Source organism: Halorubrum ezzemoulense (assembly GCF_004126515.1).
Classification (GTDB): domain Archaea; phylum Halobacteriota; class Halobacteria; order Halobacteriales; family Haloferacaceae; genus Halorubrum; species Halorubrum ezzemoulense.
This window is the reverse complement of record NZ_CP034940.1, coordinates 798,807-820,093: the sequence shown is the minus strand read 5'-3', so window position 1 is coordinate 820,093 and position 21,287 is coordinate 798,807. Positions and strand designations below refer to the sequence as shown.

Annotated in this window: 23 protein-coding genes; 12 read left to right on the top strand and 11 right to left on the bottom strand. The window is 71.1% G+C overall.

The window, feature by feature from the left end:
- The first annotated feature begins 17 nt into the window (after positions 1 to 17).
- Positions 18 to 1,100 carry a tyrosine decarboxylase MfnA gene (gene mfnA, locus EO776_RS04065; protein ID WP_089307937.1) on the top strand — a complete coding sequence of 361 codons (1,083 nt, stop codon included), beginning with the start codon at positions 18 to 20 and terminating at the stop codon, positions 1,098 to 1,100.
- Between the two features lie 110 nt (positions 1,101 to 1,210).
- Complete coding sequence (locus tag EO776_RS04060; RefSeq protein ID WP_049932469.1) at positions 1,211 to 1,846, top strand: halocyanin domain-containing protein; 636 nt, start codon at positions 1,211 to 1,213, stop codon at positions 1,844 to 1,846.
- Positions 1,847 to 1,944: 98 nt separating this feature from the next.
- On the opposite strand, the gene EO776_RS04055 is transcribed toward EO776_RS04060, so the two are convergent.
- On the bottom strand, positions 1,945 to 2,994 hold the full coding sequence (locus tag EO776_RS04055) for a glycosyltransferase (protein ID WP_094519381.1): 1,050 nt from the start codon (positions 2,992 to 2,994) through the stop codon (positions 1,945 to 1,947).
- Positions 2,995 to 3,110: 116 nt separating this feature from the next.
- Here EO776_RS04055 and EO776_RS04050 point away from each other — a divergent pair, with 116 nt between their 5' ends.
- From EO776_RS04050 to EO776_RS04040, 4 genes are all read left to right on the top strand, one after another.
- Positions 3,111 to 4,916 (top strand): S9 family peptidase, encoded by a 1,806-nt coding sequence (locus EO776_RS04050; RefSeq protein ID WP_094519382.1) that lies wholly within the window; start codon positions 3,111 to 3,113, stop codon positions 4,914 to 4,916.
- A 406-nt stretch (positions 4,917 to 5,322) separates the two neighbouring features.
- Positions 5,323 to 5,445: a hypothetical protein gene (locus tag EO776_RS19605; protein WP_254921814.1), complete on the top strand. Its 123-nt coding sequence runs from the start codon at positions 5,323 to 5,325 to the stop codon at positions 5,443 to 5,445.
- Between the two features lie 89 nt (positions 5,446 to 5,534).
- Positions 5,535 to 5,774: a hypothetical protein gene (locus tag EO776_RS04045; RefSeq protein WP_049932464.1), complete on the top strand. Its 240-nt coding sequence runs from the start codon at positions 5,535 to 5,537 to the stop codon at positions 5,772 to 5,774.
- Between the two features lie 133 nt (positions 5,775 to 5,907).
- The gene (locus tag EO776_RS04040) at positions 5,908 to 7,311 is read left to right on the top strand and encodes a PAS domain-containing sensor histidine kinase (protein WP_176454912.1); all 1,404 of its coding nucleotides are present in this window, start codon (positions 5,908 to 5,910) and stop codon (positions 7,309 to 7,311) included.
- A gap of 10 nt (positions 7,312 to 7,321) precedes the next feature.
- Here EO776_RS04040 and EO776_RS04035 read toward each other — a convergent pair whose 3' ends face one another.
- The 5 genes from EO776_RS04035 to EO776_RS04015 form a co-directional block, all read right to left on the bottom strand.
- On the bottom strand, positions 7,322 to 8,107 hold the full coding sequence (locus EO776_RS04035; protein ID WP_094495235.1) for an aldo/keto reductase: 786 nt from the start codon (positions 8,105 to 8,107) through the stop codon (positions 7,322 to 7,324).
- 117 nt (positions 8,108 to 8,224) lie between these two features.
- Positions 8,225 to 10,807 (bottom strand): heavy metal translocating P-type ATPase, encoded by a 2,583-nt coding sequence (locus EO776_RS04030; protein ID WP_086216963.1) that lies wholly within the window; start codon positions 10,805 to 10,807, stop codon positions 8,225 to 8,227.
- 1 nt (position 10,808) lies between these two features.
- Entirely contained in the window at positions 10,809 to 11,642 is an 834-nt protein-coding gene (locus EO776_RS04025; protein ID WP_049932459.1) for a sulfite exporter TauE/SafE family protein, read from the bottom strand.
- Positions 11,643 to 11,711: 69 nt separating this feature from the next.
- A complete protein-coding gene (locus EO776_RS04020; RefSeq protein ID WP_094519383.1) occupies positions 11,712 to 12,137 on the bottom strand; it encodes a plastocyanin/azurin family copper-binding protein in 426 nt (141 codons plus the stop codon).
- Between the two features lie 58 nt (positions 12,138 to 12,195).
- Complete coding sequence (locus EO776_RS04015; protein ID WP_089307941.1) at positions 12,196 to 13,008, bottom strand: helix-turn-helix domain-containing protein; 813 nt, start codon at positions 13,006 to 13,008, stop codon at positions 12,196 to 12,198.
- A 134-nt stretch (positions 13,009 to 13,142) separates the two neighbouring features.
- On the opposite strand from EO776_RS04015, the gene EO776_RS04010 reads away from it, so the two are divergent.
- The 5 genes from EO776_RS04010 (at position 13,143) to EO776_RS03990 (ending at position 18,292) form a co-directional block, all read left to right on the top strand.
- Positions 13,143 to 14,675, top strand: coding sequence for a phytoene desaturase family protein (locus tag EO776_RS04010; protein ID WP_129452370.1), 1,533 nt, complete (start codon positions 13,143 to 13,145; stop codon positions 14,673 to 14,675).
- A gap of 200 nt (positions 14,676 to 14,875) precedes the next feature.
- Positions 14,876 to 15,676: a bacteriorhodopsin gene (locus EO776_RS04005; protein WP_086220664.1), complete on the top strand. Its 801-nt coding sequence runs from the start codon at positions 14,876 to 14,878 to the stop codon at positions 15,674 to 15,676.
- Positions 15,677 to 15,781: 105 nt separating this feature from the next.
- On the top strand, positions 15,782 to 16,120 hold the full coding sequence (pth2, locus tag EO776_RS04000; protein ID WP_089307943.1) for a peptidyl-tRNA hydrolase Pth2: 339 nt from the start codon (positions 15,782 to 15,784) through the stop codon (positions 16,118 to 16,120).
- Positions 16,121 to 17,632, top strand: a complete 1,512-nt coding sequence (gene truD / locus EO776_RS03995) for a tRNA pseudouridine(13) synthase TruD (RefSeq protein WP_094520362.1) — start codon at positions 16,121 to 16,123, stop codon at positions 17,630 to 17,632.
- A gap of 105 nt (positions 17,633 to 17,737) precedes the next feature.
- Positions 17,738 to 18,292 carry a GMP synthase subunit A gene (locus EO776_RS03990; protein ID WP_049932452.1) on the top strand — a complete coding sequence of 185 codons (555 nt, stop codon included), beginning with the start codon at positions 17,738 to 17,740 and terminating at the stop codon, positions 18,290 to 18,292.
- Positions 18,293 to 18,358: 66 nt separating this feature from the next.
- On the opposite strand, the gene EO776_RS03985 is transcribed toward EO776_RS03990, so the two are convergent.
- The 5 genes from EO776_RS03985 to EO776_RS03965 all read right to left on the bottom strand — a co-directional run bounded on the left by EO776_RS03985 (position 18,359) and on the right by EO776_RS03965 (position 19,821).
- Positions 18,359 to 18,625 (bottom strand): DUF3194 domain-containing protein, encoded by a 267-nt coding sequence (locus tag EO776_RS03985; RefSeq protein WP_086220661.1) that lies wholly within the window; start codon positions 18,623 to 18,625, stop codon positions 18,359 to 18,361.
- A 4-nt stretch (positions 18,626 to 18,629) separates the two neighbouring features.
- Positions 18,630 to 19,016 (bottom strand): prefoldin subunit beta, encoded by a 387-nt coding sequence (locus tag EO776_RS03980; protein WP_008440520.1) that lies wholly within the window; start codon positions 19,014 to 19,016, stop codon positions 18,630 to 18,632.
- Positions 19,017 to 19,135: 119 nt separating this feature from the next.
- Complete coding sequence (locus EO776_RS03975; RefSeq protein ID WP_094520005.1) at positions 19,136 to 19,387, bottom strand: KEOPS complex subunit Pcc1; 252 nt, start codon at positions 19,385 to 19,387, stop codon at positions 19,136 to 19,138.
- A 28-nt stretch (positions 19,388 to 19,415) separates the two neighbouring features.
- Positions 19,416 to 19,550, bottom strand: coding sequence for a DNA-directed RNA polymerase subunit P (locus tag EO776_RS03970; protein WP_004049526.1), 135 nt, complete (start codon positions 19,548 to 19,550; stop codon positions 19,416 to 19,418).
- Between the two features lie 4 nt (positions 19,551 to 19,554).
- Positions 19,555 to 19,821: an eL43 family ribosomal protein gene (locus EO776_RS03965; RefSeq protein ID WP_094520006.1), complete on the bottom strand. Its 267-nt coding sequence runs from the start codon at positions 19,819 to 19,821 to the stop codon at positions 19,555 to 19,557.
- A gap of 509 nt (positions 19,822 to 20,330) precedes the next feature.
- On the opposite strand from EO776_RS03965, the gene EO776_RS03960 reads away from it, so the two are divergent.
- Entirely contained in the window at positions 20,331 to 21,266 is a 936-nt protein-coding gene (locus EO776_RS03960) for a sulfide-dependent adenosine diphosphate thiazole synthase (protein ID WP_089307945.1), read from the top strand.
- Positions 21,267 to 21,287 lie beyond the last annotated feature (21 nt).

Genomic DNA, 21,287 nt, shown 5'->3' with positions numbered 1-21,287 from the left:
ACGTAACAGGGTGGCAGATGCGACAGCCGGAACCGGAGCCGCAGTCGTTCGACCGGGTGCTCTCCTCGATGTGTACCGAGCCGCACCCGGACGCCCGCGCGGCCGCCGAGCGATTCCTCGCGACGAACCCCGGCGACCCCGCGACGTACGAGTCGGTGGCGGAGCTGGAGGCCCGGGCGGTCGAGGGGCTCGCGACGCTCGCGGCCCACTCGGCCCCCGCCGACGCCGCGGGGTACGTCACCTCCGGCGGCACCGAGGCGAACGTCCAGGCGGTGCGGTCGGCGCGGAACCGACACGGCGGGAGCGACGGGAACGAGGTCAACGTCGTCGCGCCGGCGAGCGCGCACTTCTCGTTCACGAAGGCCGCGGAGGTGCTCGGGGTCGAGCTGCGGACGGTCCCCCTCGACGACGACTTCCGGGCCGACGTCGACGCCGTCGCGGCCGCGGTCAACGACGGGACCGCACTCGTCGTCGGCGTCGCCGGCAGCACGGAGTACGGGCGGGTCGACCCGATCCCCGAGCTGGCGGCGATCGCCGAGGAAGTCGGGGCGCGGTTCCACGTCGACGCCGCGTGGGGCGGGTTCGTCCTCCCGTTCACCGACCACGCGTGGGCGTTCGCCGACGCCGCGGTCGACACGCTGACGATCGACCCCCACAAGTACGGGCAAGCCCCGGTGCCGGCGGGCGGCCTGCTGGCGCGCGAGGACGCCGCGCTCGACGCGCTCGCGGTCGACACCCCCTACCTGGAGTCCCGGTCGCAGGCGACGCTGACCGGGACCCGGAGCGGCGCGGGCGTCGCGGGCGCCGTCGCGGCGATGGACGCGCTGTGGCCCGACGGATACCGCGAGGCGGCCGAACGCGCGGCCGACAACGCCGACTGGCTCGCCGACGAGCTCGCGGATCGCGGCTACCGCGTCGTCGAGCCGGAGCTCCCGCTCGTCGCGGCCGACGTGCCCGAGTCGGAGTTCGAGTCGCTCCGCGACGCCGGCTGGAAGGTGTCGCGGACCGGCGCCGGCGAACTCCGCGTCGTGTGTATGCCGCACGTGACGCGCTCGGCGCTCCGGGCCTTCGTCGACGACCTCGACCGGATCCGGCGGTAGATTTCGCTGTGATTTCCGGCCGCCGAGGCGGCGATTTCTTATAAGTAGAGCGGGGTCGACGCCGCGTTCGGATCAACATATTCACTACGGGTCACCACGAACCGCCTCGTATGAGTTCGGACGACGTCTCTCGGCGCGCGTTCATGCGGACGGCCGGCGGTGCGGCGGCCGCCGCCGGCGCGGCGACGGCGACGGCGGGGACGGCGGCGGCACAGGAAGTGGAGCCCGACTGGCCCAGCGCGACCGAAGGGAACGTCGGGTCGTACACCGACGCCCGCGGTCAGGACTCGGTGACCATCTCGGTCGGGGCGGGCGACCAAGGCCTCGCGTTCGACCCGACACTCGTGTGGGTCGACGAGGGGACGACGATCACCTGGGAGTGGACGGGCGCCGGCGGCTCCCACAACGTCCAGACGGTCGAGGGCGGCGGCCCGGCCAGCCTCGACAGCGGCGACCCCGTCGGCGAGGAGGGAGCGACGTACGAGTACGAGACGTCGAGCGAGGACGCCGGGATCACCCACTACCACTGCGTGCCCCACACCGCGGTCGGCATGCACGCCGGCCTCGCCGTCGGCGAGGACATCCCCACCGTCGAGGTCGGCGGCGGCGGGTCGAACGCGGTGTTCGTCCCGGACGCCGCCCGCGCGCTCGGCATCGCGACGTTCATCGCGATGGTGAGCACGCTGGGGCTGGCGTTCGTCTTCATGAAGTACGGCGGCACGATCACCGGGCAGGACCAGGCGTAGCGGGCGGTCGCTCCCCTCTCGCCGTCCGTCGCGCCGGTCCGCGGTCCTCCCGACAGTTCGCGGTTCTTCCTCCGTTCGTGGGTCACCCCGCAGTCCCGTCACTCCCCGTCGACGAGCTCCTCGTACAGCGCGACGTACCGGTCGATAACCGCCTCGCGGTCGAACGACGCGAACTCGCGGTCGACCGCACGGCGTTCGAGGTCGCCGACCGCGACGAACTCGTCGGCCAGCTCCGCCGGGCTCGTGACGAGTCGCCCGCGCTCGCGCCCCTCGACGAGCTCGTGGGCGCTGGAGTCGGCCTGGTACTCCACGAGGGCGACGCAGCCGCACGCGACCGCCCACAGCAGGTCGGTCGCGAACGTCTCCCACGTGGCGGTGGCGACCGCGACGTGCGTCCCCTTGAGTATCGGGAGCCGCTCGTCGAGCGGCAGGTCGCCGAGGAACTCGACCCGGTCGGCGATCCGGAGGTTGCTGGCGGTCGCCTCGATCCGGCCGCGCTCGGGGCCGTCGCCGATCACCGCCGCGGTCCAGTCGCGGCCGCGCAGCTCGGCGAGCCCGAGCAGGAACGTCTCGACGTTGGCGTGGCGGTCGAGTCGCCGGGCGTACACCGCGTCGAAGCGGTCGTCGACGCCGGCGGACTCGACCGCGTCGAAGTCGATGCTCTCGGGGAGCACGCGCACGTCGTCGCCGTCCGCCCCGTGCTCGCGGACGCGGGTCTTCGTGGTCCGCGAGGGGGTCGAGACCGCGTCCGCGCGGCGGGCGAGCGGCCGGTACCACCGGCGGGCGTCGGCGGGGTGGTCGCGCCACCAGTCGACGACGACCGGGACCCGCGAGAGCGACCCCGCGACCGTGGCGGCGAGCGCCGGCGTCGGCGGGCTGTTGACCGCGTGGACCACGTCGGCTCCCGCGCGCCGGACCGCGGCCGGGAGCCGCGCGGCGAACGGGATCGGCGCGGGCTCGACGGTGACCGCCCGGAACTCGATCCCGTCGTCCTCGAAGGCGTCGTGGTCGCCGCCCCACCACTGTGCGCAGAGCCAGACCACGTCGTGGCCGCGGTCGGCGAGCGCGCGGGCGGTCCGCAGGGTCCGCGTTCGCGCCGGGGTCTCCCCGTGTCCGGGGGCGAAGAGCGAGGCGAACGCGACGCGCATACGCCGACCGCACGGGGGGAGTCGGTAAAAAGACACGGCATCTCGAGGAGTCGCGGGACCGCGGCGAGGGTTCCGTCACCCGAAACGGTTTCACGGCAGGCGCGGAACCGAGTGTCATGCGACAGTACGACATCGAACGCTACCTCAACGTGCGGAACGCGGGCGGCGCCGACCTCGGCCCCGACGGTCGGCTGTCGTTCCTCCTCGACACGACCGGCACGGGGCAGGTGTGGTCGGTCCGCGGGCCCGAGTCGTGGCCCGAGCAGCACACGTTCTTCGAGGAGTCAGTCTCCTTCGTCGACTCCTCGCCGGAGCGGTCCGAAGCGGTGTTCGGAATGGACGAGGGCGGCAACGAGCGCGCGCAGCTGTATCTGCTCAACTACGAGTCGGGGGGGATCACCGAGCTGACGGCCAAGCCGGAGGCGAAACACCGGTGGGGCGGCTGGGACTCGGCGGGCGACCGGTTCGCGTTCGCGTCGAACCGGCGCGACGAGGCCGTCTTCGACGTGTACGTTCAGGCCCGCGACGAGACCGGCGACGACGCGGGACTGGTCCACGAGGGGGACGGCTGGCTCTCCGTCGCCGGGTGGTCGCCGAGCGACGACCGGCTGATCGTCCACGAGGCGCACTCCTCGTTCGACCACGACGTGTACACCCTCGACCTCGCGAGCGGCGACCTGACCCACCACACGCCCCACGAGGGCGACGTGCGGTACGCCGGTCCGGAGTGGGGGCCCGACGGCGAGAGCGTGTACCTCGTCACCGACCGCGACACCGACACGCTCCGCCTGGAGCGGATCGACCTGGAGACCGACGAGTTCGCCGTCGTCGCCGACGGGGGCGAGTGGAACGTCGACGGCGTCGCGATAGACGAGTCCTCCCGCCGGGTGGTCTACTCCCGGAACGTCGACGGCTACACCGAACTCACGGCGGGCGAACTCGTCGCCCCCGACCGCATCGACGAGTTCCCGGAGCCGGACCTCCCGGACGGCGTCGCCGGCGGCGTGAGCTTCGGGCCCGACGGCGACCGGTTCGCCGTGACGACGACGGGGAGCACCCACAACGCGAACGTCCACGTCGTCGACGCGACGAGCGGCGAGGCGGAGCGGTGGACGCGCGCCTCGACCGCGGGGATCCCAGCGGACACGTTCGTCGAGCGCGAGCTGGTCCACTACCCGACGTTCGACGGCCGGGAGATCCCAGCGTTCTTCTCCGTGCCCGAGACGGAGCCGCCGGAGTCTGGGTACCCGGTCGTCGTCGACATCCACGGCGGGCCGGAGTCGCAGCGGCGGCCATCCTTCGCCTCTGTGACGCAGTACCTGCTGAACAACGGGTACGCGGTCCTCGAACCGAACGTCCGGGGCTCCTCGGGGTACGGGAAGGCGTACTCCGGGCTCGACGACGTGGAGAACCGGATGGACTCGGTGAAGGACGTCCGGGAGGGCGTCGGCTGGCTCCACGACCACCCCGAGGTCGACCCGGACCGCGTCGTCGCGATGGGCGGCTCTTACGGCGGGTTTATGGTGCTCGCGTCGCTGACCGAGTACCCGGAGCTGTGGGCCGCCGGGGTCGACATCGTCGGCATCGCGAACTTCGTGACGTTCTTGGAGAACACCGGGGAGTGGCGGCGGTCGCTGCGCGAGGCCGAGTACGGCTCGCTCGACGCGGACCGCGAGTTCCTCGAGTCCGTCTCCCCGATCAACAACATCGACCGGATCGCGGCCCCGCTGTTCGTCCTCCACGGCGAGAACGACCCGCGGGTGCCCGTCGGCGAGGCGGAGCAGATCGTCGAGGAGGCGCGCGAACAGGGCGTCCCGGTGCGGAAACTGATCTTCGAGGACGAGGGACACGGGTTCGCGAAGCTCGGCAACCGGATCGAGGCGTACCGCGGGATCGTCGACTTCCTCGCGGAACACGTCTGAAGGGTCGCCGCCCGGTCCCCGTGTCGCGCTCAGGACCGGCACGCCCGTCGCCGTGGCCGCCGGGGAGTCGGTGCGCCGTGGCCGCCGAATGCGGGTCCGGTGTGAAAGGGACGGCCGTCACCGTCGGTCGTCTCTCCGATTTTTCCAGAGCGGATACAGCTCTAAGAGCGCGATCAGTGAGATCGCCACACCCGCCACCAGCATCAGCGTGTCCGGGTTAATGTCACGCATGCTCGCAGTACGGTCCGCGGCCTCAAATCGTTTCGTGCGGTTCGCGGGAGGGTGGGCCGGCCGTCGGCGGTCCGAGCGACGGCGTCCGCTCGTGCGGAGTCGCCAGTGTTGACGGGGACGAGTCGCGTTCGCCGCTGATACCGAGATACATTAGCGTGGGGGCCGTACCGGACGTATGCTCCAAGATCCGGTCGACGCTGTGACAGACGACGAGCGCGTGTTCGCGGCGGTCATGATCGTGCTGTCGGTCCTGATCTTCGTGCTCGTGTTTCGGAGCGAGCGGTCGGGGTCATCGTGACGCCGCCGCCGACGACGTGAGACGAATACGGCCCGAAGTAGGGCTCACAGCAAGGAAACACATATGCCCGTCTGGGGCGTTAATCGTATGTGAGCGATACAACAGAAGAGACGGCGGCAGAAGTTGTCGAAGAGGTCGGTAGTGACGGACTCGGACCCGCAGTGTTCGCGTCCGTGGGGTCGGTGGCGCTCGCGCTGTACTTCTACTACGTGCGCGGCGACAAGCAGCGCGGGCAGTTCGTCGGTCTGTGGCCCGTGACGATACTCGGTCTCGCATCCTATTTCAAGCTGGAAGAGATTCGAGAGGCGCTCTCGGCGAGCGACGACTGAACGGGGTCCACTCGGACCGTCTGATCGCGTCCCGACACGCCGTGGTCCCTTCCGGTGGCGTAGTTCGTCCGTGACCGCCGGCGGACGCGAACGGCCGTGACGATTATACGCGTACGCGTGGGAGCATGAGGGAATGAACGGGTCCGAACCGCTCGGGCTGCTGCTCGATCAGGCCCAGGACAAGATCGCCCTGGTCGACGACGAAGGTCGGTTCACGTTCGTCAACGGGGCTTCAGAGCGGATTCTCGGCATCCCGCCGGCGGAGCTCGTGGGCGAGGTCGCCTTCGAGTACATACACCCGGACGACCGTGAGGCGGTCCGTGCGGCGTTCCAGCGAACGATCACCAGCGACGGGTTCGCCGAGGAGACCGTCGAGTACCGCCACCGCACTGCGGACGGGTCGTGGGTCTGGCTGGAGAGCCGGATGTCGAATCTCACCGACGACGAACTCGACGGGTACGTCGTCAGCTCGCGGGACGTGACCGACCGCGTCCGCGCCGAGCGGCAGCGCGCGGAGGCCACCTCCCACCTCAAAGAAATCGCGGCGGTCTCCGGCGACGTCCTCTGGATGTTCGACGCGGACTGGTCGGAGCTCCTCTTCGTGAACCCCGCGTACGAGGACATATACGGCACACCGACTGACGAGATCCGCGGCGACCCGGACAAGTTCCTCGACGCGGTCCATCCGGACGACCGGCCCGCGGTCGAGGAGGCGATGAAACTGCTCGCCGCGGGCGACTCCGTCGATATTGAGTACCGGGTGAACCCCGAAGAGAACTACAACCGGTGGGTGTGGGTCCAGGGCGAGCCGATAATCGAGGACGGCGAGGTCGTCCGCATCACGGGGTTCACCAAGGACGTCACCGACCGCCGCCGTCGGGAACGACAGCTCGTCGTGATGGACAACCTCCTGCGCCACAACCTCCGGAACGAACTCAACATCGTCCTCGGGACGGTCGAGGACCTCGAGGCCGACGTGCCGGAGGCGGCGGAACACACGGCGGTGATCCGACGGGTCGGCGAACGCCTCCTCCAGACCGCAGAGAAGGAACGGGAGGTCATCGATCTCATCACCGACCAGCGGGAGACCGATCGGATCGACCTCCGGAGCGTGGTCGAGGGGTGCGTCGAGACCGTCAGGGACCGATACCCCGAGGGGTCGATCACGGTCGACGGCCTCGACGCGGTCACCGTCGACGGGCGCTGCGAACTCCGGTCGGCGGTGACCGAACTCCTCGAGAACCCGTTTCAGCACAGCGACGACGGGAGGCCGACGGTGACGGTCCGACTGCGTCGGACCGACGACGGCGCCGAACTCGTGATCGAAGACGACCTCCCGGCGATACCGTCGGTCGAGGCCGACGTGCTCACCGGCGACCACGACATGACGCACGTCTACCACAGCAGCGGCCTCGGCTTCTGGGTCGTCTACTGGAGCGTGGAGCTGTCCAACGGGGACGTCGCGGTCGACTCCGATCCGGCCGGCCGCGAGCGCGGCAACCGGATCACGGTGTCGCTCCCGCGGGCGGCGAAGTGAGCCGGACGCCCTACCAGTCGGGCCCGAAGTCGGGGTTCAGCTGCCGGTCGGTCCGGCCGAGCGTGTCGATGGCCTCGACGTCCTCGTCGTCGAGTTCGAGGTCGAGGCTCGCGAGGTTGTCGCGGATGTGGTCGATCCCGGTCGCCTTCGGGATGGCGGTGACGCCGGACTCGCGCAGCCACGCGAGGCTCACCTGCGCCGCGCTGACGCCGTGCTTCTCGGCGATGTCGGCGATCGCCGGGTCGTCGAGGATCTCCCCGCGGGCGAGCGGCGAGTAGGCGACGAGTTCGATGCCGTTGGCGTCGGCGTAGTCGCGGAGCTCCTCCTGGCGGAGCAGCGGGTGCATCTCGACCTGGTTCGCGAACGGCGCCTCGCCGAGCGCGTCCGTCGCGGCGTCGAGGTGTTCGGGTTCGAAGTTCGAGACGCCGATGCGGTCGATCAGGCCGTCGTCGCGGAGCTCGGCGAACGCCGGCAGCGTCTCCTCGGGCTCGTACTCTCCGGCCGGCCAGTGGACGTACATGAGATCGACCGCGTCGACGCCGAGCTTGTCGAGGCTCTCGCGGGTCGACGAGGCGACGTCCGCGGGCGCGAGCTCGTCGATCCACACCTTCGACGCGAGGAAGATGTCGTCGCGGTCGACGTCGCTCTTCGCGATCCCGTCGCCGACGGCCGCCTCGTTGCCGTAGATCTGCGCGGTGTCGACGTGGCGGTAGCCGGCGTCGAGCGCGTTCGCGACCGACTCGGTACACTGGGCGGGGTCGTCGTTCTCCCACGTGCCGAGCCCGAAAACGGGCATTCCGTTCCGCGTCGGCGTCGCGGGCTGCTGCTGTTGGTCTGTCATCGCTCAGGTCTACTCGCGTGAGCCGAAAGTCGCTTGCGGTAGGGGCGGGCGCGGCCGCGTCACGGGCCGCCCTCAGTCGTCCGCGAGCAGCGCCCGCGAGGAGTTCGTCACCACGAGGAGGCTCGACGCCCCCATCGCGACGGCGGCGAAAAGGGGGTTCAGCAGTCCGGTCGCCGCGAGCGGGATGGCGACCGCGTTGTAGCAGAACGCCCAGCCGATGTTCCCCTTCACGCGCCGGCCGGCCGCCCGGGCGAGCTCGAAGACGGTCGCCACGGAGCCGAGCTCGTCGTCGACGATCGCCACGTCGGCGGCGTCGGCCGCCATCGCGGTGCCGCCGCCGAGCGCGACCCCGAGGTCGGCCGCCGCGAGCGCCGGCGCGTCGTTGGTGCCGTCGCCGACCATCACGGTGACGCCGCGCTCCTTCAGCCGCCCGACCGCCTCGGCCTTCCCCTCGGGCGGCACGCCGGCGAACACCGACGAGACGGCGGCGTGCTCGGCGAACACAGTCGCGGCGCGCTCGTCGTCGCCGGTGAGGACGATCACCTCGACGCCCGAGCGATCGAGCGCCGTCACCGTCTCCTCCCAGCCCTCGCGGAGCTCGTCGCCGACCACGAGGAACCCCTCCGCGGCGCCGTCGCGGCCGACCGCGACCGGGACGCGCCCCACGTCCCGCGCGTCGGCGACCGCCTCGCGGACCGCGTCGGGGACGGTCCACCCGCGCTCGTCGAACAGGTCCGGGTGGCCGACGACGACCTCGACCCCGTCGACGACGCCGGAGACGCCGCGGGCGTGGTCCTCGAAGGACTCGACCGCGGGCCCGCCCGCGTCGGCCGAGGGGTCCGGCCCCTCCGTCGAGGCGTCGACCGCCTCCGCGCCGCCGTCGGCGACGGCCGGCCCGGTGCCGTCGCCGGTCGCGCCGCCGGGCGCGGCGCCCTCGGTGCCGACCTCGGCTCGCGCCGCCGCGACGGCCTGCCCGACCGGGTGCGCGGAGCGCGATTCGAGCGCGGCAGCGAGCCGGAGCAGGTCGTCGTCGACCTCGCGGGCGATCGGCCGCATCTCGCCGGTGGTCAGCGTCCCGGTCTTGTCGAAGACCACCGTGTCCGCGTCGCGGATCCGCTCGAAGACGGTGTCGTCGAACACGACGATGTTGCGCTCCAGCGCGTCGCGGATGCCGGCGGCGACCGCGAGCGGCGTCGCCAGCCCGAGCGCGCACGGGCAGGAGACGATCAGCACCGTCAGCCCGACGAGCATCGCGTCGGTCGGTGCCCCGCCGAGCGCGAGCGACGCGCCCGCGGCGACGACCGCGATGCCGAGGACGGCGGGGACGAACACCGTCGCGAGCCGGTCGGCGAGCTTCTGGACGCCGTGGTTCCCGCTCTGGAGGTCGTACACCAGCTCCGCGACGCGGTCGAGGCTGGAGGTCGCGTCCGGGCCGACCGCGACCGTGAGCGACCCGTCGGCGACGACGGAGCCGCCGACGACCGCGTCGCCGGCGACCTTCCGGACCGGGAGCGACTCGCCGGTGACGACCGACTCGTCGACCGCGGCGTCGCCATCGACCGCCTCGCCGTCGACCGGGACCCGCTCGCCGGCGCGCACGAGGAGCCGGTCGCCCGGTTCGAGCGCGTCGACGGCGACCGACTCCGGCTCCCCGTCCGCGGTCAGCCGCCGGGCGTCGTCGACTTGGACGGCGGTGACCTCGGAGAGCAGTTCGGTCGCGCGGTCCTTCACCGAGTCCTCGTAGTGGTTGCCGACGGTGACGATGACGACGATGGCGACGGTCACGTCGTAGTATATCGAGGGCGACTCGACGAATATCACCGCGAGCGTGCTGTAGAGGTAGGCGCTCACTGCCGCGATGGCGACGAGGAGGTCCATGTTCGGCGAGCGCGTCTTCGCGCTGACGTACGCGCCCCGCAGGATCGGCTTCCCGGTGAAAAAGAGGACGATGGTGGTGAGGACGCCGATGACGATGAAGAAGTACGTTCCGGAGGTCGAGGCCATCGCCTGGTTGAGGTACTCCAGCGTGCGCTCGTTGTAGAACGGGAACGCGAAGTAGGTCGGGTAGATGAGGACGATGTACTGGAGCATGACCGCCATCCCGACGAGGACGCCCGCGGCGAGCCGCGCCGTCGCCATGTTCCGCGCCTGTCGGCGCGAGAAGGCGTCGTCGCGGTCGTACGCGCTGTATCCAAGCCCGCTCACGGTCTCGGTGAGGTCGTCGATGGTGACCGCGTCCGGGTCGTGGTCGATCCGCACCGTGTCGGTGACGTAGCTCGCGCTCGCGCCGCTGACGCCGTCGGCGTCGGTCGCGACCGTCTCGATGAACGCCTCGCAGGTCGCGCAGTGCATCCCGTCGACCTCCAGGAACGTCGCCTCGTGACCCTCGGGCACGTCGCGGTCGCCGGACCCGCCCTCGGCGTCGGGGTCGTCAGGCCCGCCCGCACCGTCGTCGCCGCGTTCCTGCCGCCGCTCGCGGACCGCGTCGGCGTCGACGTCGACGTCGCCGAGCGCGGCGTACACGTCGCGGCAGCCGGTACAACAGAAGCGGTTGCCCTCGCCGTCGGTGACGTCGACGCCCTCGGTCGGAAGCTCACAGAGGGTACACGCGGAGGGGTCGTCGCCCGCGTCCGGCGGTCGAGCGGCCCCGCTCATTTCACATGCCCCCCATGCCGGCGTCGAGCGGGTTCCAGAACGGGAGCCGCGGGTGCGGCACGTGGATCCCGACGGACATCAGCCCGTGAGCGAACAGCACGTAGCCGAGCGCGACGAACGCGACGCCGAGCAGCCGGTGGACCCGGCGGCGGTGGACGGGGTCGACGCTCTCGATCAGCGTCCCGTAGGCGAAGACGGCCGGGATCGTCCCGAGCCCGAGCGCGCCGAGCGCGACGCCGCCGGCGACCGCCGAGCCGCTGGCGAACGCGTAGAGGTACGCCGGGTAGAGGATCGGACAGGGTAACAGCCCGTGGACCGCGCCGAGCGCGACGATCCCCGGGCCGTTCGCGAGGCGGTCGACGTACCCGGTGAGCCACCCGGTGACGCGTTCGAGCCCGGGGAGGTGGACCCCGCCGGTCGCGCCGCCGAGGAGGTACCTGACGCCGACGAGGATGACGGCCGCGCCGACGAGGAGGCCGACCCCGCCGCGGACGGTTTCGGCGGCGCCGGTCAGGGTCGCGGTGGTGACGAACACCGCGCCGCCGAGCGCGCCCAGCAGCGTTCCGATTGTCGCGTAACTCGCCGCGCGTCCGAGGTTGAACAGCGTGTGCTGGCGGACCTCGTAGGTGGTGAGGTGCCCCTCGCGGCCGGTCGCCCTGTCCGCCGTGCGCGCGGCGCCCGCCCCGCCGCCGTCGGTCCGGCCGCCGTCGGCGTCCATCCGACTCGCGTAGACGGTGACGAGCGGGCCGCACATGCCGATACAGTGGGCGCCGCCGAGCAGCCCGATCGCGAGGAACAGCAGGACGTCGGTCCCGAGGAGCGGCGAGAGGTCCATCTCTCAGTCACCCCTCGTTCGTGACGCGGGCGGGAATGGATTTCGGCGGGGGGCGGGCGGGCTCACGGCTCACTCCTCGACGACGACGGTCCCGTACATGCCGCCCTCGCGGTGCGGGATACAGACGTACTCGTGGGCGCCGGGGACCGTGAAGGTGTGTTCGAAGCGGTCGCCGTTCCTCAGGATGCCGCCGAAGTCGGACTGCCACGCCGCCTTGGCGGTCTCGAAGTCGTCGAAGCCGCCGGAGGCGAAGAACTCCGCGCCGTCAGGCAGTCCGCCCTCGGTCGCGGTGACGGTGTGCGACCGCGCGCTCGTGTTCTCCCAGACGACGGTGTCGCCGACCGAGACCGTGATCTCTCGGGGCTGATACGCGGCGGCGAGCATCCCCACGTCGAAGTCGGGTTCGCCGCCGACGCCCGCGCATCCGGCGAGGCCAACCGCCGTCGCCGCGCTCCCGACGGCGCCGGCCCGTCGAAGGAACCGTCTCCGGTACATACCTCTCCTCGGGGCCAGAACGGTTTCAATACCGCGGTCGCCCTCGGCGCGCGGGAACCTACCCGCCGACGAGGTCCTCGAAGACGCGGCGCTGCGCGGCCGCGAGGTGTTCCGAGAACGTGGCGCGGGCGATGCCGATGGCGTCGGCCACCTCCGTCGCGCTCGCCTCGCGGGGGTGTTCGAAGTAGCCGAGGCGCTGAGCGGTACGGACCACCTCCCGCTGCCGGTCCGTGAGCCGCCCCCGGTCGACGACGACAGGGTCCGATCGACTGTCGGCCCCGCCGGAGCTGGTGAGCCGTTCGAGCCGCGCGGACTCGCCGGTCGCCTCCAGCGCGTCGATCACGTCGCCCAGCGGGTCGGCCGCGGGCAGCGACAGCCCGAGCCGGACGCGGTCGGGCGCCGTCCGGACCGTCACCGACGAGACCGGGTAGCCGAGCGACTCGACCGCGTCGGCGGGGAACTGCCCCGGCGCCCTGCTCCGGCAGCGGTAGACGAACTCGTCGCCGCCGTCGAAGACGAGCTCGGCGTCGACGGCGCGGTCGGCGCGGAACTGCGAGACCACCCCGTCGTCGACGCGGATGCGGTCGACGTCCTCCGCGACCGCGCCGGGCGGCAGCACCGCCGCCACCGGCGCCGGCGTCGGGTCGCGGACGACCACCTCGACGCGGACGCCGGCGGTGCCGGGTCTGCCGGCCGCCCGCGACCCGTCCGAACCGCTCCGGGCCGCCTCGGCGTCGGCGACGCCGCCGTCGCTCGCGGCGACCGGCGCTCCGCTCCCGACCGCGTCCGGAGCGCCGTCGGCTCCGGCGGTGCCGGAGGATCCGAAGCGATCGGCAGGACCGGAGTCAGACGACCGCGACCGCCGTCCCATATGTCGATCAAACGGTCGAAGTCGGAAAAAAAGCGAGCCGAACGAGTACGCGTCGCCGCCGCTCGTTGGAGCGCGTAATAAAGCCCCGTCGAGAGTTGGCGTCGACTGACGGGGACCGAGGCCGAATCGCACACATGAGCGACGAGTCGCTTCGGGGGCAGTCGGTGGGCGTAGTGGGGGCGGGCGTTGGGGGGCTCTCCGCGGCGGCGTACCTCGCGGCCGCCGGCGCGGAGGTGACGGTGTACGAGCGCGCCGAGCGCGTCGGCGGGGTCGCCGGTCGGATCGAACTCGACGGGTTCCGGTTCGACACCGGGCCGTCGTGGTACCTCCTTCCGGACCTGTTCGACCGGTTCTTCGACGACTTCGGTCGGTCGACCGAGGAGTTCTACGACTTGACGCGGCTCGACCCCCACTACCGCGTCTTCTGGGACGACGGCGACAGCGCCGACGTGCCCGCCGATCCCGACGCGGCCGCCGAGCTGTTCGAGTCGTACGAGGCGGGCGCTGGCGAGGCGTTCCGCGAGTACCTCGCCGACGCCGAGCGAGCGTACGACGCGGGGATGGACCGGTTCGTGCTCCCCGGACGATCGCGGTTCCGGGACTACCTCTCGCTGGACGTCCTCGCCGGGGGACGGGAGCTCGACCTCCTCTCCACGCTCGACGAGACGGTGCGGTCGTACGTCGATCACCCGAAGCTCAGGCAGCTGTTGGAGTACACGCTCGTCTTCCTCGGCGGGTCGCCGCACAACACGCCGGCGCTGTACCAGCTGATGAGCCACGTCGACTACGGGCTCGGCGTCTACTACCCCATGGGCGGGATGTACGAGGTGATCGAGGCGGTCGAAACGGTGGCGCGCGACGCCGGCGCAGACGTTCACACGGGCGTCGAGGTGACGGCGCTGGAGCCGATAGACGGCGGCGTCGAAGTCGAGCTCGGCGGCGACCGCTACGTCCACGATCGGGTCGTCTGTAATGCGCCGCCGGCGCACGTCGAGCGCGAGCTGCTCCCCGACGGCGCCGTCTCGCGGGTCGGCGACTACTGGGACCGGCGGACGTACGGGCCCGCGGCGCACCTGCTGTACCTCGGCGTCGAGGGGGAGCTGCCGGAGCTGGAACACCACACGCTCGCGCTGCCGACGGACTGGGACCCGCACTTCGCGGCGATATTCGACGACCCCGCGTGGCCGACTGGGGAGACGGACCCGGTCGTGTACGTGAACGTGCCCTCGCGCACCGACCCGTCGGTCGCGCCCGACGGCCACGAGGCGGTCGTGACGCTCGTGCCGCTCGCGCCCGGGCTCGACGACACCCCCGAGCGACGGACGGCGCTCAGGGAGCGCGTCCTCGACGCCGTGGCGTCGCGGGCCGGCGCCGACCTCCGCGGCCGGATCGTCGCCGAGGAGTCCGCGTGCGTCTCCGAGTTCGCCGATCGGTTCGACCAGCCCGGCGGGAGCGCGCTCGGACTCGCGCACACGATGCGACAGACCGGCCCGCTCCGCCCCGGGCCGCGCGTCCGCGGGACCGACCGGCTCTACTACGTCGGCGGGAGCAGCAACCCGGGGATCGGGGTGCCGATGTGCCTGCTCGGCGGCGAACACTGCGCGGCCGCCGTCGAGGCGGACGTCGGCGCTGGCCCGCTGGACCGACTCCCGCTGGTCGGTCGATGACCGCGAGGGACGAAACGATCGTCTGGTATTTAACCGATAAATAAGAATATTTCGAATAATACGAGCCGGTTCCGGAATCTGTTAGAAAAACCTTACCAGTCAGGTTGGTACATTTAATAAATACGCCACGTGATACACACCGTCGCATGATCGAAACAGCAGCGGCCGACATACTCGCAGGCGGAATGGTCCCGCTCGAAATGACCCAAACGCAGATCTTCGAGGCCGTTCAGAGCGACACGCTCCTCGCTTCGTCGCTCTGGATCAACATCGCCCTCGCGGGCCTCTCGATCCTCCTCTTCGTGTACATGGGCCGGAACGTGGAGGACCCGCGCGCGCAACTGATCTTCGTGGCCACGCTGATGGTCCCGCTGGTCTCTATCTCCAGTTACACCGGCCTCGTCTCCGGGCTCACGGTGAGCTTCCTCGAAATGCCGGCCGGCCACGCATTGGCCGGGCAGGAGGTTCTCACCCCGTGGGGCCGGTACCTCACGTGGGCGCTGTCGACGCCGATGATCCTCATCGCGCTCGGCCTGCTGGCCGGGTCGAACACCACGAAGCTGTTCACGGCCGTCGTGGCCGACATCGGGATGTGCGTCACCGGCCTCGCGGCCGCGCTGACGACGTCTTCGTACCTGCTCCGCTGGGTGTGGTACGCGATCAGCTGCGCGTTCTTCGTCGTCGTCCTCTACATCCTGCTCGCCGAGTGGGCCGAGGACGCCGAGATCGCCGGGACGGCGGACATCTTCAACACGCTGAAGGTGCTCACCGTGGTCCTCTGGCTCGGCTACCCGATCTTCTGGGCGCTCGGCGCCGAGGGGCTGGCGGTGCTTGACGTCGCGATCACCTCGTGGGCGTACAGCGGGATGGACATCGTCGCGAAGTACCTCTTCGCGTTCCTCCTGCTCCGGTGGGTCGTCAACAACGAGCGGACGGTCGCCGACGTGGCGTCCGGCCTCGGCTCGGGCTCGCGCGGCGGTGCGGCGCCCGCCGACGACTGAAGCCGGTCGCGTTCTCGGGGATCTTTTTTCGGTCGCTCGCCCGCCAGCGGTCGGCGTGACGACCGAGAGCAAAGCGCTAAACCCGCGGCGGCGGTGAATCGGGACATGAAACAGGCGATCGTCGCGCGGACGGACATCGGGATGGGCGAGGGAAAGCTCGCCGCGCAGGTCGCGCACGCGTCGCTGTCGGCGTATCAGGACGCGAGCGAGCGGGCGCGGAAGAAGTGGCAGGGCGAGGGACAGAAGAAGGTCGTCCTCAAGGGCGACTCCGAGAGCCGGCTGTTCGAGCTGGCCGACAAGGCGGACAGGGAGGGGCTCCCGTACGCGATCGTCCGCGACGCCGGGCACACACAGTTAGAGCCCGGCACCGTCACCGCGCTCGCGGTCGGGCCGGCCCGCGACGACAGCGTCGACCGCGTGACCGGCGACCTCTCGCTGTACTGAATGGCCCCCGAACGCACTCTCCGCGAGGCGCACCCGACCGAGCGCGCCGTCGGGATCGCGTACTACGTCAGCGACGCCGACGGGATCGGCGGCCGGCTCCGCGAGTCGCCGGAGGACTTTCGGGTCCGGGAGCTGGAGGCGTTCGACGCGGAGCCGCTCGGCGCCGAAGCGGGGAGCTACCCCGAACTCGTCGTCCGGGCGACGCTCCGCGACTGGGACACGAACGACTTCGCGCGCCGGCTCTCGGACGCCCTCGGGATCAGCCGCGAGCGCGTCTCGTGGGCGGGGACGAAGGACAAGCGCGCCGTCACCACGCAGCTGTTCACGGTCCGCGGGGTCGACGCGGACGCGCTCCCCGAGATCCGCGGCGCCGATGTCGAGGCGCTCGGCCGGGCGGGGCGGAGCCTCTCGTTCGGCGACCTCGCCGGCAACGCCTTCGAGATCCGCGTCGCGGACGCGGTCGGGGAGGCACCCGAGCGTGTCGCGGACGCGGTACAAGACCTCCGGGCGTTCGCGGGCGGCGCGGACGGGCCGAACGACTCCTCGACCGGTGAGCGGGCGTTTCCGATCGAGGCGACCGTCGGCGTCCCGAACTACTTCGGCCAGCAGCGTTTCGGCAGCCGGCGACCGGTCACCCACGTCGTCGGGCTCGCGATCGCCTGCGAGGACCCCCGCGAGGCGGTCCGGCTGTACGCGGGTAACCCGGCCGAGACGGAGCCGGACGACACCCGCGCCGCGCGCGACCGTGTGAACGCGGCCTTCGGCGTGAGCGACGGTTCCGGAGCCGACGACGGCTTCGGGGCCGACGGCAGTCCCGGCGACGGCGGTCGCGCCGCCGACGGCACGGGCGACGGCGACTGGGCCGCGTGCCTCGACGCGATCCCCGGGAAGCTCCGGTTCGAGCGGTCGATGGTCCACCGGCTCGCCGACCGCGGCGTCGACCCCGCCGCGCCGCCCGACGACGAGGACTGGTGGCACGCGCTGGAGGCCGTTCCCTCGAACCTCCAGCGGCTGTTCGTCAACGCCGCGCAGTCGTTCCTCTTCAACCGGATCGTCAGCGAGCGGCTGCGCCGCGGCCTCCCCTTCGACCACCCCGTCGCCGGCGACGTGGTCTGTTTCGCCGACGGCGACGCGCCCGGGGAGCTGTACGCGCCCGACGCGGACCGGCTCCAGCGGGTCGACGCCGACCGCGTCGACGTGGTCGCCAGGCACTGCGAGCGCGGGCGGGCGTTCGTTACCGCGCCGCTGGTGGGCACCGAGACGGAGCTCGGCGACGGCGAGCCCGGCGAGATCGAACGCGAGGTGCTCGCGGACGCCGGCATCGAGCCGGGGGACTTCGACCTCCCCGGCGAGTTCGACTCCGCGGGCACCCGGCGGGCGATCCTCCTTCGGACCGACCTCGACGCGTCGTTCGCGGACGGCGACCCCCGGTTCGCGTTCGCGCTGCCGAGCGGGTCGTACGCGACCGTGCTGCTCCGCGAGTTCACGAAGCGCGGCCCGCTAGCCCTCTGATCGATCCGCGTTTGTGTATTTTCGTAAACCTCGCGGCGGCGGAAAACACCACGATACTGCGACACGTTCCGAGCCGTTTTTGTGCGGCTGTCGTCAATCGAGGCCATGACCCGAATCGTCGTCATCGACCTCCACGGCCAGTTCACGCACCTCGAACGGCGGGCGCTCCGCGACCTCGGCGTCGACACCGAGATCGTCTCGGCCGACGCGCCGGCCGACGAGGTCGACGCTGACGGGGTCGTCCTCTCGGGCGGGCCCGACATGGACCGCGTCGGGAACGCGCCGGACTACCTCGACCGCGACCTCCCCGTCCTCGGGATCTGCCTCGGGATGCAGCTGATCGCCAGCGAACTCGACGGCGCAGTCGGCGAGGGCGACTACGGCGGCTACGCCGACGTGGACGTGGAGATCGTCGACGACGAGGACCCGCTCGTCGGCTCGCTCGCGCCGGAGACGCGCGTCTGGGCCTCCCACGCCGACGAGGTGACCGAGCTGCCCGACGGGTTCGGTCGCACCGCCACCTCCGACGTCTGCGGCATCGAGGCCATGGCCGACCCGGACGCGGGGCTGTACGGCGTCCAGTGGCACCCGGAGGTCGCGCACACGGAGCGCGGCGAGGAGGTCTTCGAGAACTTCGTCGCGATCTGCGAGTCGGCCTGACGGCGTCGCGCGGACCCGAGGCCCGCCGGTAGCGGCGGTGAAAGAACGGAAGGAGACGGCGAGCGCCTACTCGTCGAACAGCTCGTCGACAGCCTCGCCCGCGGTCTCGACCGCCTCCTGCGCGACCGCCTCTCTGTCTGGCTCGGCGTCCGCGGGCGCGTTGAGGTAGACGTCGACGTCGAGGACCCCGTCCTCGAAGGTGACGGTGACGTCGAGATCCGTGACGGCCGACTGGTCGTAGTGTTTGAAAACGATCCCCTCGGCCGCCTCGGCGGCGGTGCGAACGACCTCATCGTCGCTCGGGTCCGAGGCGGCGTCGGCGTCGTCGGTCACGGCCTTACGCGCCGCCGGCGCCCGGGCCGCCCGGTCCCATCGGGCCGCCGCCGCCGGCGCCGCCCTGAAGCATCTGCTGGAGTTCGCTCTGGAGGTCGTCGAACTGCTCCTCGACGCGCTCCTCCTGCTTCGTGAGCTGCTCGACGCGGACCTCGAGCGAGTCGACCTTGTCCTCGAGGTCGTCGTAGGCGGACTCGTAGTCCGTCTCGACGAGGACCTCGCCGATCTCGCGGTACATGCCCGCGTCCTCGTCGACGTCTTCGAGGGCGTCGAGGGCGGTCTTCGACTCGTTGAGCGCGGACTGCGCCTGCTCCTTCTGCTCGGCGACCTGCTGTGCGGTCTCCTGAAGCTCCTGCAGCTCCTCGATCTTCTCCTGTGCCTCGGGCGGCATGTTCCCTTGCATGGGCGGACCGAGGCGGCCCGGACAGAAAAACCCCTTACTTCTCCGACGAGGGACAATTCGCAGCGCAGCGGACTGAAGGGCCGCCGTATCGGCATCTCCGGTGATCCTCAATCACGGCCGGTACCGACGCGTTCGGCGACGGCGATCAGTCGCGACCAGCTGTTGACGCCGGCGCGCAGCGCCACGAGGTCGTCGGCGAGCACGCGGATCCGGACAGCGTCGCCCTCGCGGTCGACCGTCGCGGCCGAGCGGGCGTCGTCGATCTCGCCGATCTCGGGGCCGAGCGCGTCGGCCACGACCCGTGCGCGCCGCTCGGAGGGGTAGGTGAACGAGAGGACCGTCTCGTGTGCGCGCGTCACGGTCCGAGAGGGAGACGAAAGCGTCGGATTACTCGACGTTCACTTCCTTCACGTCGCCGCCGCGCTCCTTCAGGAGGACGCGGTGGCCGCAGTACGGGCAGCGCACGCCGCCGTACTCGTCGAGGGTGACGTCGCGCTTACAGCGGGAGCACTTGTAGCTCATCGTCCTATTCCTCGTCGGCGAGCGCGGCGCGGATGGAGCGGCGGACGGTGCGACCGCCGGGCGTCTCGGGGCGGTACGCGCCGCCGGTGAACGCCTCGCCGGTCTCCTCGTTGACCCAGATGCCGGTACCCACGCGCTTGACGTCGTCGCCGTCGACGGTCGCGTTGCGCATCTCCTCTTCGATGTCCTGGACCCGCTTGCGGGCGACCCGGCCGTAGCGAGCGCCGAATCGGCCCGCGCTGCCGGTGCTTCGAGCCTTGTCCTCAGCCATAGTAGCCACTCCTACCGCCAGCGCAGGTAAAAAGGCTGCGAGTCGCGGCGGTTGGAAAGTCACCCGCGACGAGAGAAGGCAACCGGATGTGACGGCGGCGCGTGCCTGCGAGCGGCCGGAGCGAAGCGGAGGCCGCGAGGGGCACGCGCGAGGGAGTCAGTCGCCCGAAGCGAAGCGAGGGCGAGTGACGAGGCTGGGGAGGTGTGAGGCACGGGGCGGCGCTGTGCGGGGTGGGACTCGAAGGGGCAGCCGTGAGGGCGCCGTAGGCGATGTAAGCACCGGAACGAGGGAGCGAACGAAGTGAGCGACCGAGTGAGGAGCACAGCGAGCGTACGGCGCCCTCACGGCTGGGGCTTTGGCGGTGGGAACCGGCGATCTGTAGCTGACCGAGCAGAGTTGAGCGGCTTGAGCTTCGGCTGTGTTCGACTCCGGAGTACCGATATGAATGGGACACACACCCGCGTATCGACCGCAACACATTTCACAACCAAGTAATACTACCAAGTTGTATGGACGGATTCAACGGCTTCGCGGACGTGAGCGAGACCGACGTGACGAAGGCGATCGGGAACGAGTGGACCGACGGATTCCTCGATTTCACCGACTCCGAGGTCATCGTCCTCGGCGGCGGCCCCTCCGGACTGATGGCCGCGAAGGAGCTGGCCGAGCGCGGCGTGAAGGTGATGATCGTCGAGAAGAACAACTACCTCGGCGGCGGCTTCTGGCTCGGCGGGTTCCTGATGAACACCGTGACGGTCCGGGACCCCGCCCAGGAGATCCTCGACGACCTCGACGTGGAGTACGAACCGGTCGAGGACGTGGACGGGCTCTACACCGCCGCGGGGCCGGAGGCCTGCTCCGGGCTGATCAAGGCGGCCTGCGACGCCGGCGCGCGCGTCCAGAACATGACCGAGTTCACCGACCTCGTCGTCCGGGACGACCACGAGGTCGGGGGGATCGTGATGAACTGGACGCCGGTCCACGCGCTCCCGCGCGAGATCACCTGCGTCGATCCGATCGCGGTCGAGTCCGACCTCGTCATCGACGCGACCGGCCACGACGCGGTCGCGATCAGCAAGCTCGACGAGCGCGGCGTCCTCTCGGCGCCCGGGATCGAGCACGCGAAGGAGCACAACACCGGCATGGACCAGACGGGCGACGGCGAGTACGGCGCGCCCGGCCACGACTCGCCCGGCCACGACTCGATGTGGGTCGGTGAGAGCGAGGACGCGGTCGTCGAGCACACCGGCGTCGTCCACGACGGCCTGATCGCCTCCGGGATGGCGGTCGCGACCGCCCACGGCCTCCCGCGGATGGGCCCGACGTTCGGCGCGATGCTCGTCTCCGGCAAGCGCGCCGCGCAGTCCGCGCTCGACGAGCTCGGCGTCGACGCGCCCGAGGTGTCGCTGTCGACCGGTAGCGCGCCCGCGCCCGCCGACGACTGAAAATCCGTCACCGCTGACGCT

Bases quoted from the DNA above. Each gene is read 5' to 3' on its own strand.
- mfnA (WP_089307937.1), top strand. From the start codon at position 18: ATGCGACAGCCGGAACCGGAGCCGCAGTCGTTCGACCGGGTGCTCTCC.
- EO776_RS04060 (WP_049932469.1), top strand. From the start codon at position 1,211: ATGAGTTCGGACGACGTCTCTCGGCGCGCGTTCATGCGGACGGCCGGC.
- EO776_RS04055 (WP_094519381.1), bottom strand. From the start codon at position 2,994: ATGCGCGTCGCGTTCGCCTCGCTCTTCGCCCCCGGACACGGGGAGACC.
- EO776_RS04050 (WP_094519382.1), top strand. From the start codon at position 3,111: ATGCGACAGTACGACATCGAACGCTACCTCAACGTGCGGAACGCGGGC.
- EO776_RS19605 (WP_254921814.1), top strand. From the start codon at position 5,323: ATGCTCCAAGATCCGGTCGACGCTGTGACAGACGACGAGCGCGTGTTC.
- EO776_RS04040 (WP_176454912.1), top strand. From the start codon at position 5,908: ATGAACGGGTCCGAACCGCTCGGGCTGCTGCTCGATCAGGCCCAGGAC.
- EO776_RS04035 (WP_094495235.1), bottom strand. From the start codon at position 8,107: ATGCCCGTTTTCGGGCTCGGCACGTGGGAGAACGACGACCCCGCCCAG.
- EO776_RS04030 (WP_086216963.1), bottom strand. From the start codon at position 10,807: ATGAGCGGGGCCGCTCGACCGCCGGACGCGGGCGACGACCCCTCCGCG.
- EO776_RS04025 (WP_049932459.1), bottom strand. From the start codon at position 11,642: ATGGACCTCTCGCCGCTCCTCGGGACCGACGTCCTGCTGTTCCTCGCG.
- EO776_RS04020 (WP_094519383.1), bottom strand. From the start codon at position 12,137: ATGTACCGGAGACGGTTCCTTCGACGGGCCGGCGCCGTCGGGAGCGCG.
- EO776_RS04015 (WP_089307941.1), bottom strand. From the start codon at position 13,008: ATGGGACGGCGGTCGCGGTCGTCTGACTCCGGTCCTGCCGATCGCTTC.
- EO776_RS04010 (WP_129452370.1), top strand. From the start codon at position 13,143: ATGAGCGACGAGTCGCTTCGGGGGCAGTCGGTGGGCGTAGTGGGGGCG.
- EO776_RS04005 (WP_086220664.1), top strand. From the start codon at position 14,876: ATGACCCAAACGCAGATCTTCGAGGCCGTTCAGAGCGACACGCTCCTC.
- pth2 (WP_089307943.1), top strand. From the start codon at position 15,782: ATGAAACAGGCGATCGTCGCGCGGACGGACATCGGGATGGGCGAGGGA.
- truD (WP_094520362.1), top strand. From the start codon at position 16,121: ATGGCCCCCGAACGCACTCTCCGCGAGGCGCACCCGACCGAGCGCGCC.
- EO776_RS03990 (WP_049932452.1), top strand. From the start codon at position 17,738: ATGACCCGAATCGTCGTCATCGACCTCCACGGCCAGTTCACGCACCTC.
- EO776_RS03980 (WP_008440520.1), bottom strand. From the start codon at position 19,016: ATGCCGCCCGAGGCACAGGAGAAGATCGAGGAGCTGCAGGAGCTTCAG.
- EO776_RS03970 (WP_004049526.1), bottom strand. From the start codon at position 19,550: ATGAGCTACAAGTGCTCCCGCTGTAAGCGCGACGTCACCCTCGACGAG.
- EO776_RS03965 (WP_094520006.1), bottom strand. From the start codon at position 19,821: ATGGCTGAGGACAAGGCTCGAAGCACCGGCAGCGCGGGCCGATTCGGC.
- EO776_RS03960 (WP_089307945.1), top strand. From the start codon at position 20,331: ATGGACGGATTCAACGGCTTCGCGGACGTGAGCGAGACCGACGTGACG.